The following is a 12,068-nucleotide window of genomic DNA, read 5'->3' as shown; positions in this document are numbered from 1 at the left end:
GCAACGGATTTTTAGAGATCCTGTCCTAGGCTTCCAAGAGCTGCAATATTACCGCTTTTTGTGCGTCTAACCGGTTTTCGGCCTGCTGGAAGATGATCGAACGGGGACTCCTGACCACTTCTCTAGTTATCTCATATCCGGAATGGATCGGCATATCGTGCATCACTTTGGCATTGGTCTCTTTTAAAAGTGCCTCGTTGATCTGGTAGGGCATCATGAGTTCCATTCTCGCCTTTTTCTTATCCGCGAAATTCGGATCGTTAAAGAACTCCATATCTACCCAGGTATCCGTGTAGATATAATCCGCTTTTCTCACCGCTTGGATCAGATCGGTCTCCCAGAACAAGGTTCCTTTCTTTTTGGCCTGTTCCACGGTGGGTGTGTCTATGTTTTCGGGATCCGCAATCGGAGTCACGAGAGTCAATCGCATTCCCAATGCGGAAGTGATTCCGATGAGCGAGTTCACGACATTGTTGTGAACTCCTATATAGGTCATTTGCAGATCCGAAAGCGGCCTGGAATTGTCCAAAGCGATGGTCAATATGTCCGCCAAAGATTGGCAGGGATGAAACATATTGCAGCATCCGTTGATGACCGGTACCTGGGAACCTTCCTTCAATTGCAGAAGATCTTCGTGTTTTCTCATCCTTGCCATGATAACGGAAACGTTCCGGGACAAATATTCGGCCTCTAAATCGATGTCCGAAAGAAGGAAGTTGGAAGTCATCCAGTCCAGATAGATCGCGTGGCCTCCCATTTCGGTCATGGCGACTTCGAAGGAAACACGGGTCCGTGTGGAGGTTTTTTGGAAGAGCATGGCAAGGGTGCGCCCAGTCATGTGGCCCAAATAATTGGCTCTATGGTGTTTTACGTGAATTGCGAACTGCAGCAGATCCAAGACCTCGTGATCGGTCCAGTCTTTCCAGGATATCAGATGTTTGGTCTTAGGCGGTTGCATATTATCGACGATCAAAGGCCAGAAAACTACGGCTCTAGATGCAAGACAACCTGAAAAGCGGGGAAAAGGAAACGGAAAAATAGGAGGAGGGATTCCCCTCCCGAGTGTTTTCCGGGGAAAAAAGCGTTCGATTCGGAAGAAGGAAAATCCGAATCGGAAGTTTCGAAAAAGGAATATGGGGCAATCTGATTACGAGGCGTTTACCGGATAGATACGAATCCGTGAATAAATCCGCGGGTTTTCGTGCTGACAAGGCCCGAGCCCGGAAAATCGTATTCCTTGCGAGGAGAAACGGAGAGTGTCTGAATCGGCGATAACCCAAAGAAGTGTAGAAGAAGAGACAAAACGCAGGAGAACCTTTGCGATCATCGCTCACCCCGATGCCGGGAAAACCACTCTTACGGAAAAGCTGTTACTTTACGGAGGTGCGATCCAACTCGCCGGGGCCGTAAAAGCGAGGAAGAATAGAAAGGCTGCCACCTCCGACTGGATGGAGATGGAAAAAGAAAAAGGAATCTCCATCACCTCCGCAGCACTGCAATTCGAATATAGGAACCACGTTTTGAATCTTCTTGATACTCCGGGTCACGAGGATTTTTCCGAGGATACGTATCGCACCTTGATCGCGGCGGACACGGCGGTCATGGTTTTGGATGCGGGGAAAGGTGTGGAGCCCCAAACGATCAAGCTTTTCAAAGTATGTAGAGACCGCGGAATTCCCATCGTCACGTTCGTGAATAAGATGGACCGGCCCACGAAACAACTTTTCGAGCTATTGGACGAAATCGAAAAAGTATTGGAAATCACCGCGATACCGATGGTTTGGCCGATCGGTACGGGCGTGGATTTTAGCGGTGTCTATAACCGCATCGATAAAAAGATCTATACGTATGACAAAACTCCGGGAGGAGCTCAAAAATCCGCGTTCCAGAGCTCCGGAGTAGAAGATCCGAGTCTGGATTCCATGTTCGAGGATTGGGTTCTGAAAGCGTTTCGGGAGGAGGTCGAACTAGTTGAGGACGGAATCGGAACCTTTTCTCTAACGGAATTTTTGGAATCCAAGATCACTCCCGTATTTTTCGGATCGGCTGTGAACAATTTCGGAATCCAATTGTTTTTGGATCATTTCTTGGAAATCGCTCCTCCTCCGCTGTACTTTCCGTTAAGGGACGGCTCCAGATTGGATCCGGTGACGACTCCCTTTAGCGGATTCGTATTTAAAGTCCAGGCAAACATGAATAAGGCGCATAGGGACAGGATCGCATTCTTGAGGGTTTGTTCCGGCAAGTTCGAGAGGGGACTGAACGTAAACCACGGAAGATTGGGAAAACAGGTGAAGCTTTCCTCTTCCTTCGCTTTTTTCGGCCAGGACAGGAACACCGTGGACGAAGCGTACCCTGGAGATATCATCGGGCTCGTCAATCCGGGAACGTACTCTATCGGAGACGTCCTAGCTTCGGGAAAAGTCCCGGACTTAAAACCTCTGCCTGTTTTTGCGCCGGAAATTTTCGCCACTTTGTCTTGTGTCGAAACGGGGGCCTTAAAAAGTTTTCGAAAGGGAATCGAACAACTGGCGGAAGAAGGAATTCTGCATTTGTTCACTTCCCAAACGGTGGGCGGCGGACTTCCGGTGATCGGTGCAATGGGGCAGTTGCAGTTCGAAGTTTTCCGCAGAAGACTTCAGGACGAGTACGGAGCTCCCACCAATATCAATATTCTTCCTTATCAGGTTTCCTGCTGGCTCCCCGCAGAGGATTTGGGGAAAGTCCCTAGTGGATCCAATCTCGTTACGGATAGCATAGGCCGAGCAGCCTTACTTTTCGATTCCGAATGGGAAAAGGGATATTTTCAGAAGAAGAATCCGGAGATCCGACTTTTGGATTATCCGACCCAAGAAATTCCCGAACCTTAAATCGAATTGTCTTAACCCCGATTTTCCGTCCGCACCGGAGGAAAAAGAATTAAGAAAATGGAATGTATAGGGAGCCGATTTTCCGGAGTGCGGTTCTCCTTTTTTCCGTGGTCTACATTTCGCTTAGTAAATCGATACCTTTACTTTTTCTATCCTGGCCAATCTTTGGATTGAAAAATCGGGGATTAGGGTAAGCATTGATCCGTTTTTCGCCCGCTCGAACGACGCGGGTCGCGGAGATATCTTTTCCGAATCGCATCGAACTGGAGCACCCATGAACAAAAAAATCCTTCCCTATATCCCTTTCCTGGTTTCCTTCCTTCTCTTTCTGGATTGCCGAAGCGCATTGCCAAGATATGAAGTGCAGGTCACCGTCGGGAAAGTCGGAATTTCCCAACCTGGAAAGGACAAATACATCGTTTTTCCATTCGATATGGCGGAAGGGCTGCAATTGAAACAAGCGGTGGAGAACCGTCGTAAGATCATCGAAGACCGGAATCGGGAAAAGGCGGAGATGGCATTGGTCAAAACGGGGCTGACCGTTTTGGAGAGAAGTCGGGTCGACAAATTGGTAAACGAAATGACGTTCAGTAAGACCGGTTTGGCGGAAAGCGACGGTTTGAATATAGGAAAGCTCCTGAACGCAAACTACGCTCTCTTCGGAAAGATCACCCATTATAACGTTGCCAAAAAGGCAGTACGAGCACATTTTATAGCGGAAGTGATCGTAAAAGCGGTGGACATAGAGACAGGCGTCATCGCTTGGGAAGCGATCTTAAAAGGACATTCCATCTTTAATAACGGGGAACAAACTCTACTCGATGTGGAAAATACCCTGTACGATCGCCTGAGTAAAAAACTCAAGAATTAGGTACTCTTCGGAAGTCCGAGGGTTTGCGCTTGGGGGAGAGGCGAGGATTCTGTCACCTTTCGGTTTTGACGGAAAAATTCAGTTCCTGATAAAAAAAATCGGAAGTATCCGTAGAGTCCGCGTTTCCGTTCCCGTCGTATGTACTGTATTTGCACCAGATGATTCAGGCGGGACACTATGTTCCGCTTTTTTTTATTCCGATCGTTTTAGAACATTTTCCAGTGAGTAGGGGATTTGTCCGGGATCCCCGAAGGAATGAAGATTTTTTTCTAAATAAAAAAGCCTCCGATGTTCGGAGGCTTTTCAAGGGAATATCGCCGTCGGCGCTTGCGGTTTATTTTAGATTTTCCGCCACGAGTTCCGCGATATCCTTCACTTTTACTTCTTCTATCTTTCCTTCCTGTTTGACCCCGTCCGTGATCATAGTGATACAGAAAGGACAAGCGGTAGCGATGGTCGTGGCTCCGGTGTCGAGCAATTGATTGGTCCGCTTGAAATTGACTCGATCGTTGTTTTGCTCTTCCATCCACATCTGAGCTCCTCCCGCTCCGCAGCAGAGACCCTTGGTATGATGGTCGGACGGTTCCGCCAACTTTCCTCCGGAGACTTTTTTAACCACATCTCTCGGATTCTCGTAGTTGTCATTATAACGTCCAATGTAGCAGGAATCGTGGTAGGTATACTTGCCCGCGTTCGCATCTTCCGCCACGCCGACATCGATCTTTCCGGTTTTGGAAAGTTCGTTGATGAACTCCGAGTGGTGGACCACTTCAAAGTTTCCTCCGAACTGCGGGTATTCGTTTTTGATCGTATTGTAGCAGTGAGGGCAAGCGGTTACGATCTTCTTAACGTTGTATCCGTTCATCGTATCCACATTCGCTTGTGCCAACGTTTGGTAGAGATATTCGTTTCCACCTCTCCGGGCAGAATCTCCGGAACATCCTTCCTCCGTTCCCAGAATTCCGAACTTCACGTCCGCTTTTTGGAGGATTTTTACGAAGGATTGGGCGATCCGTTTGTTACGATCGTCGTAAGCCCCTGCGCAACCTACCCAATAGAGCACGTCCACGTTGGAATCTTCCGCGAGAGTTTTTACTCCTAGTCCTTCCGCCCAATCCGCACGGGAATGCGCGGCGACTCCCCAAGGATTGGAATTGTTTTCCATGTTTACGAATGCGTTTTGCAGTTCCGTCGGGAACTTGGATTCTGCCAAAACCAAGTGACGTCTCATCTCCATGATCGCGTTCACTTGGTTGTTTCCCACAGGACAAGCTTCCACGCAGGCATAACAGGTGGTGCAACCCCAGAGTGCTTCTTCGGACAGTCCTTCGTATTGGTTGATTACCGAAGTGTCTAGAGCGGCAACCGCTTCGGCAGTGCCTTCCGGTTGGGTTCCCCGAATTTTGGCGACTTCCGGCATCTTTTCCATGAGTGCATGTTTTAATTCCACGATGATCGCTTTCGGGTTCAGGACTTTTCCGGTACGATTCGCAGGGCATTGCACTTGGCAGCGACCGCATTCGATACAGGAGAGGCCGTCCAAAAGGTTCGGCCAAGGGAAGTCTTCCGTCCGGTTCACTCCCCAAACTGCGGTTTCGTCCTCCAGATTCAATTTGGAGAGAGCGCCCTTCGGAGTATCCGATTGTAGGAAATAATTAAAAGGTGCGAAGATCAGGTGAGCATGCTTGGAGGTTGGAACATAAAGCATAAACGCGAAGACCGCGAGAATGTGAGTCCACCACATGATTTGGACAACCAAATCCGCGGTGGAGTATTCCACTCCGATTGCCTGCCAAACGGCTCCGATTCCCGCCGCGATCGGCGCCGCATCATGAATCGGATCCGCGTATTCCGCTCCGACCGCTTTGGCTCCTTCGCCGAACAAAGTCGAAACCATCAGGATGGAAATCATTGCGATTACGATGGCCGAAGCGGGAGAATGAACGTCCAGACCTTTCGCCTTTTGGATCCAACGTCTCCAAGCGAAGAATCCCAAACCGACTAAAACGAGAACGGATACGAATTGCAGGACATACTCGTATACGAAGTTGACGGTATCTCCGAATATGGCGCCGACTAAAGAGAATTTATAAGCGTCTTCCAATCCGTAACCGAAGACTCCGGCAACCATCTGGCTCGATGTATGCAGTAGATAGGTGACAAATCCGTAAAAGATGAACGCATGCATGATCCCGCGAAGAGGTTCTTTAAAGTTCTTTTTCTGCAAGATAACGTTCGTCAGAAAGCTTTTGATTCGGAATGCCCAGTTCGGATGTTCCCGGAAGTCTTCGGTTCCGGCAGCTTTTCTACCGTTGAAAACGAGTTTGAGACGGTAGAGAACCGCACGAACGAACACGAAGTTCGCCACTGCAAACATAGCCGTGAATATCACGTGGAAGGCGATCTTAGATATAGCCATAATCTTTCAGTAGTACCTTTGTCTTTGGATGGTCTTCAAAAGCACCGTAACGATCGCGAATTACCCTGTCCAGGAAAAATTGGCGTAACGCCCGTTCTATACGACGAGAGAGGGGAATCGTGTCTTCGTTATCTTGGAAATGCTATTTTAAAATACGCGGAGACATCGGCACGGATCTTCTTTCCATTAATCGAGAATTAGTCGCAAAACCCATCTTTCTGAAATCGAAGACGGAAAAAGAAGTCGCATTTTTCGGGTACAGGAAAAGTCTGAAAGGAAGAAGTAAGAAAAAAGCCAATACCAGAAATGAGCCAAATCTTCCAAAAGCAACCCTCCGATTTTATTTTAGAAAAAGCTTTGGACGGAGAAAGGATTTCTCCCGCCGAAGCTCTGGAATTGTACGAGAACGGAGATCCTTTAAAAATCATGGCAACGGCAAGGGAGCTTCGTGGAAGAATTCTTCCACTCGCTTCCGCGAGCTATACCATGTTTCGCGTGGTCAACTATACCAATTATTGCAATGTTGAATGCAATTTTTGTTCCTTTATGGACGAGATCGGAAACGGCAAGGGCTACGTGCTTTCGAAAGAAGAAATCCTGGAAAAGATGGATTATGCGGTCGCGGAGGGAGCGGACCAGATGTTTTTACAGGGAGGCGTGTATCCGGATCTTCCCTTCGACTATTATTTGGATGTGATTTCCTCCGTTAAGAAAAAATATCCGAGCATGCATATCCGCGCCTTTTCTCCCGTGGAAATTATCAATCTGGAAAAGATCACCGGAAAACCTTTGGCATCGGTCTTGGAAATTCTAAAAGGCGTCGGCTTGGATTCCGTTCCGGGTGCCGGTGCGGAGATTCTGACGGATCGGATGCGTAATATTATTTCCCCTAAAAAAGCGAGCACACAGGAATGGGTGCGAGCTATGGAAATCTGTCACGAAGTGGGGTTACCCGGAAGTGCGAATATCGTTTTCGGTTCGGAAGAGACTAAGGCGGAAGTGATAGAGCACCTCTCCGTGGTTCGGAATTTACAGGATAGAACCGGAGGCTTTCTTTCCTTTATCCCTTGGACTTTTCAGCCTCAAACCAAGCGTTTCAAGGTCCGGTCGGTTCCCACCACCGAATACCTGAAAGTACTGGGAATATGCCGTATCTTTCTGGATAATATTAAACATATTGAAACTTCGGTTATGGTTTTGGGAAAAGGAGTGGGACAACTCGCGCTTTTTTGCGGAGCGGACGATATTTCCTCCGTGGTTATCGAGGAGAACGTGCTTCGGTCTTTCGGGCTGAAGACGGAAAAGGAAGCCTTAAAATTCCTCGAAGACGGCGGTTTTCAGCCGAAACGGAGAGACCTTCTCTATAACTACGATAGGTACGAAGGACGGGAATTTTCTTCCACGCTTTCCTGATAAGAAAAGTGTAATATGATTTCCTAAAAAGAACACTATTATTTTCGAAAGATTGCGTTAAGGAGTTTCGGTATGAGTTTTGGCCTCGATTTCGTGCTTTCCCGTCTTTTCATTTTGTTTTTTGCAGGTTCCTTTCTTTTTTCCTCCTGTTCCAGGGCGCACAAAGAAAGGCTTCATATGGAGACGGGCGTTACGGTAAACACTTTAGGACCTCATAAATACGAGTTTCACGCCGTCGGAAAGGCCTCCACCGTTTCCGTCGATGAGCAGGATTTTTTTAAAATGAAAAAATCCTCCTGTGAAGCGGCCAAATTGCAGGTGACTCAGAGGCTGGACGAGTTGGAACCCAACCAAAAACACAGATTATTTTTTTTGGAACAAAAGGCTCAGACGTATTTCGGGGACGGGGAGTATTGCGAACTCACCTATATATACGAACTTCCCCCGGCCAAGAAGTAGAGGTTTTATTCCTTTTTTTTTCCAGCTTGCGGGCGGTTACGATCGTGACCCTGTTTCGTCCCGCGCCTTTGGATTCATACAAAGCGGAATCGATGGACTGGTATAGATCGTCGAACGTAAAATCCTGATCGAAGGGTAGAATTGTAGCGCCTATCGATACGGTGACGTAAATCGGATTTCCGTATTCGTCTTCTTCCGATAGGGCTTGGTGTTCCACTCCTTTTCGGAGGGATTCGCTTAGCATTTCGAGTCCTAACGGATCCACGGAATCGAGAAGGATGCAGAATTCGTCCCCTCCGATTCGGGCGCATACGTCCGTCGCGCGTACTCTGGATTTCATCACTGCGGATAATGTTTGCAGCGCTTCGTCCCCCGTCATGTGTCCGAACTTATCGTTGGTCTCTTTGAGGTGATCCAAATCCAGTATGATCAAACCCATATTGAATTTGTATCTGCGCGCCCGCTTTTTGAATATATCGAACTGTTCGATCAGATAACGTCGATTGTAGAGATTTGTGAGGTCGTCTATATTGGAGATCCTTCTGATCTGATCGTTCTTTTTTCGGAGCCGTATCACCGCTCTGGAAAGCTTGGTTTTGTCCCGGTAATCCATCATTCTCCAATAGTTCATGATTACGTTTCCGAATGTTCCCAGAAATACGTACGTGAGGAGAATCGGGAATTCTTGGAACGCTTCCGAAAGGGAATCGGAGAGATAGCAGACTCCGAAAAACGCCCCTCCGAAGGCGAGATTGACCAAAACCACGGTGGAAGTGGTCAACCAAAGCAGGATATTCATACTCAAAAGGATAGCGGTCGCCTGGTGGAGATAAATGTCGTAATGGATCTCATCCATATAAAGGAAAGGTAAAAAGGATACGAGGAGTACGGAGGAGGACCATACCTTATACGATTCCATATTTTGCGGATTCCAGTCCGTCTTCCGGGAGTTCTTCCAGAGAAATAGGAGGGAGAGCAGAATCAACGTGATCCGGCTTGAGTGCAGTAAAAATAGCGGTTCTCCCGTTAACGTTCGGGAATCAGGAATGAGAAACGTGAAGAGGCTGATTAAAATACAGAAGGAATAGTGGATCGCAAGAGATTGGCGAATGTCCGCTAAGTTCTTCTCGATAAAGTCGTTCGGGTAGTTGCTGAATAGAATCCGCCTGAATAGGTGCCGAACTCTAAGATCACCGAAAGGAATCCACTGAAACATTTCTTTTTTCCGCTTAGAACAGTTAAATCGAATTTCATCTGTCTATGATCCACGGTTAAGATTCCTCCGTTCTGCATGCAAGAAAGAAATTTGTACGAAGCAAAAAAAACGTCGAATCGATTTGGGAACTTTGTTAAGAAATGCGAATAACGTGTGATTGTGTCAAAAAAGTGGATTTTGAATTTTACAGGACGACAATTTTCCTCGGATTCTTCGTCAGAACTTCCGGAATCGGCAAGCCGACGCCGCCAAGGGAATGTACTTTCTTGCCGTTAATGTACAGCTTGATCCCTTTGATGTTTAAATTTTCCAGCAAGCTGTAGCAAAGTTGGTCCACTCTATCTTTCAACAGTTCCGGCCCTGCTCCGGATTCGAATTCGCTTCCTAACGAGAGTTTTAGGATTCCGTTTTCGACGCTGTATTCACTCGAGTACGTAAACTTCTGCGGTAGCGCGTTTAGCACCCCTTTCGTTTTTTCCTCCGGTACTGGGCCTTTGGACAATTCCCGCAGAATGAAATGCAGTTTATCGCCGGAGGAATAGTTTCTTTTCACCCGCACTAACCTGGAATGGCTCTTGTTTCCTTTTCCGAAGAATTTCAGGAAATACAGGTCCACGTCTCCCGGTTCCTGACGAAGGGGACGTTCCGCGGTTTCCGCGCCGGAAGTCCGTGTCGGATCGACTACGGGAATATAAATGTCGTCTGATTCATTCGATTCACTTTCCGACCAATCCCGACCGACAGAGGCGGTTCCGTTTTGCATCAATTCGGATAAGATTTCGTCCTCTGCTTTGTCCATAACCTCTTCGTGGGACTCTTTTTCTCCCGATCGAGCGGGAGGAAGGGGGTTGTTTTTTCCGAGAGTATTGAATCTCGAGAAGAATCCGGAATTTCCCTCTTTGGATGCGGAACTGCGGAAGCCCGAACCGGTGGATTTATCCAGCAATACCAGTACGAATAAAATTCCCGTCAGGACATACAGTAGGGATTTGAGTTTTTCCGAATCCGGCACATTTTGATTTTCGGAACATCTCGGAATGCTCCTCTCATCTTTTTGAGCGGTTCCGGCTGGTTCTTTGGCCCGGATTCGGAAGTCTTTGGGGACCTCCTGCAAGGTTTGCTCGAAAAAAACGGGTTTTCAAGACCGGAAGAATCTGATATTTGGCGTTGGTTCGGGTGCTGTGGGTGCTTCGGGTACCACCGCACCGGCCCCCACCCAGAGCAGGGTGGGGCCTAACCCAATATCACATCCAAATCCGCCAATTTCGATAGGGAAATTTCCCAATCGGGAATTTCTCCTTCGGGAGCGTGGCCGTACGCGCAAAAGGCAAAGGGGCATCCGTTTTCTCGCGCCGCGTCGTAATCGGAACTTCGATCGCCGATCATCAGGAGATCCGTAGGGGATAATTCGTATTTTTTGAGGTAGCCCGCTACCAAGTCCCCCTTGGTTTTGAGGGAAGCGTTGTCCAGAATCAGAATGGGGTCGAATAGGGGGAGAATTCCGGAAACCTCCAGAATCGTCTCCACGTACGGCCTTCTTCCATTGGAGGCCGCCAAAATCCGAAAGCCTTTTCGCTTTAAGGAAAGAACGGTTTCCTTGACTTTCGGATAGAATTCCCCGGCTCCGGATTTGATTTTTTCCACTAAAAGACGAAGGACGGAATCCGAGATTTGGTCCCTTTGGAATTCCTGTAGCTGGGGCACTAAATTCAGGAAAATCGTTTTTACCGGTTTTCCGATTTCCAGCATGATTCTTTCCCGGTCCGGAACGGGTAAGGGGATCCCCGAGGAAACGGAAAAGAGTCGGATCGCTTCGGCATAGGTTTCGAGGATGATTCCTTCGGAGGAAAAAAGGGTTCCATCCACATCGAAGGCTAGAGCACGGATTGATTTAGGGTTCCAATTCATGGGCAAGGCCATCGTGCGAGTGGGAGAATTGGAGGCATTCCTTTTTTCCTTCGCTTGATTTTCCGTCCTTTTGGTCCGTAATGGAAAAAGGCGTTATGGATCGGACCGGAAAAAACATCGTTCAGGAACAGAAAAACGGGAAGCCTTCCGAGGAACGTTCCCGCCTTTTTTCCTCTTTCGAATGGACGGACTATAAAGCGCAGCTCCGGAATCGGATCCGATCCGTGGATTTGGATCGATATTTCACGTTAACCGAATCCGAACGTATCGGAATTCGGGAAACGATCCGATTGAACGTAGGAGTCAGTCCGTATTACCTGTCCTTGTCCGATCCGAACGATCCGAATTGTCCCATCCGAAGAATGATCGTGCCGAGGGAAGAAGAGGCTTTTTTTTCTCCGGAGGAAGCCGCTGACCCGCTGCACGAAGAGGGCTTGTCTCCGGTAAAAGGACTGACACACATGTACCCGGACCGGGTGTTGTTGTTTTCAAATCACGAATGCTCGGTATATTGCAGACATTGCATGCGAGGTAGAAAAGTTTCCGACACGTCTGAAAGGATGGAAACGGAGGATCTGGAAGAATGTTTCGGATACATCCGTTCCCATTCCGAAATTTCCGACGTGGTGATCTCCGGCGGAGATCCGTTGAATCTTTCGGACGCAAAGATAGATTGGATTTTGGAGAACTTGGAACGGATTCCGCATGTGAAAATCTGTAGATTGGGAACCAGAAATCCGGTCACCTTGCCTATGAGAATCACCCCCGAACTTTGCGGAATCATCGAATCCCACAATTCGGATCGTCTATCCATATTTTGTAATACTCAATTCAATCATGAAAAAGAATGCACTCCTGAAGCCAAAGATGCCGTTCTGAATCTCATCAAGGCGGGGGTAAGCGTGGGGAACC

The 12,068-nt window shown here is 48.0% G+C and carries 10 protein-coding genes; 5 read left to right on the top strand and 5 right to left on the bottom strand.

From position 1 onward, the window contains the following. Positions 1-25: 25 nt before the first annotated feature. A complete protein-coding gene (locus EHO61_RS01215; protein WP_135811832.1) occupies positions 26-958 on the bottom strand; it encodes an ornithine carbamoyltransferase in 933 nt (310 codons plus the stop codon). A 298-nt stretch (positions 959-1,256) separates the two neighbouring features. Between EHO61_RS01215 and EHO61_RS01210 the strand changes: the two genes are divergently transcribed. Both EHO61_RS01210 and EHO61_RS01205 read left to right on the top strand, forming a co-directional pair. Further along, a complete protein-coding gene (locus EHO61_RS01210; RefSeq protein ID WP_135811831.1) occupies positions 1,257-2,870 on the top strand; it encodes a peptide chain release factor 3 in 1,614 nt (537 codons plus the stop codon). Between the two features lie 274 nt (positions 2,871-3,144). Beyond that, on the top strand, positions 3,145-3,741 hold the full coding sequence (locus tag EHO61_RS01205) for a CsgG/HfaB family protein (RefSeq protein WP_135811830.1): 597 nt from the start codon (positions 3,145-3,147) through the stop codon (positions 3,739-3,741). 334 nt (positions 3,742-4,075) lie between these two features. Here EHO61_RS01205 and EHO61_RS01200 read toward each other — a convergent pair whose 3' ends face one another. Beyond that, complete coding sequence (locus tag EHO61_RS01200; protein WP_135811829.1) at positions 4,076-6,160, bottom strand: (Fe-S)-binding protein; 2,085 nt, start codon at positions 6,158-6,160, stop codon at positions 4,076-4,078. Between the two features lie 306 nt (positions 6,161-6,466). Between EHO61_RS01200 and mqnC the strand changes: the two genes are divergently transcribed. Both mqnC and EHO61_RS01190 read left to right on the top strand, forming a co-directional pair. Beyond that, positions 6,467-7,573 carry a cyclic dehypoxanthinyl futalosine synthase gene (mqnC, locus tag EHO61_RS01195; RefSeq protein ID WP_135811828.1) on the top strand — a complete coding sequence of 369 codons (1,107 nt, stop codon included), beginning with the start codon at positions 6,467-6,469 and terminating at the stop codon, positions 7,571-7,573. 72 nt (positions 7,574-7,645) lie between these two features. Further along, the gene (locus EHO61_RS01190) at positions 7,646-8,032 is read left to right on the top strand and encodes an LIC11299 family lipoprotein (protein ID WP_135811827.1); all 387 of its coding nucleotides are present in this window, start codon (positions 7,646-7,648) and stop codon (positions 8,030-8,032) included. Here the strand turns inward: EHO61_RS01190 and EHO61_RS01185 are convergent. The 3 genes from EHO61_RS01185 to EHO61_RS01175 form a co-directional block, all read right to left on the bottom strand. Then, positions 7,995-9,248: a GGDEF domain-containing protein gene (locus tag EHO61_RS01185; protein WP_135811826.1), complete on the bottom strand. Its 1,254-nt coding sequence runs from the start codon at positions 9,246-9,248 to the stop codon at positions 7,995-7,997. The two genes, EHO61_RS01190 and EHO61_RS01185, sit on opposite strands and share 38 nt — an antisense overlap. Positions 9,249-9,432: 184 nt before the next feature. After that, positions 9,433-10,260: a GerMN domain-containing protein gene (locus tag EHO61_RS01180; protein WP_135811825.1), complete on the bottom strand. Its 828-nt coding sequence runs from the start codon at positions 10,258-10,260 to the stop codon at positions 9,433-9,435. A 221-nt stretch (positions 10,261-10,481) separates the two neighbouring features. Further along, the gene (locus EHO61_RS01175) at positions 10,482-11,156 is read right to left on the bottom strand and encodes an HAD family hydrolase (RefSeq protein WP_135811824.1); all 675 of its coding nucleotides are present in this window, start codon (positions 11,154-11,156) and stop codon (positions 10,482-10,484) included. Positions 11,157-11,251: 95 nt separating this feature from the next. On the opposite strand from EHO61_RS01175, the gene EHO61_RS01170 reads away from it, so the two are divergent. Further along, a partial coding sequence (locus EHO61_RS01170) for a KamA family radical SAM protein (protein WP_135811823.1) occupies positions 11,252-12,068 on the top strand: 817 nt, incomplete at its 3' end.

This window comes from Leptospira fluminis (genome assembly GCF_004771275.1).
In the GTDB taxonomy this organism is placed as follows: domain Bacteria; phylum Spirochaetota; class Leptospiria; order Leptospirales; family Leptospiraceae; genus Leptospira_B; species Leptospira_B fluminis.
The sequence above is the reverse complement of the archived record's forward strand: the minus strand, read 5'-3'. Positions and strand labels throughout refer to the sequence as shown.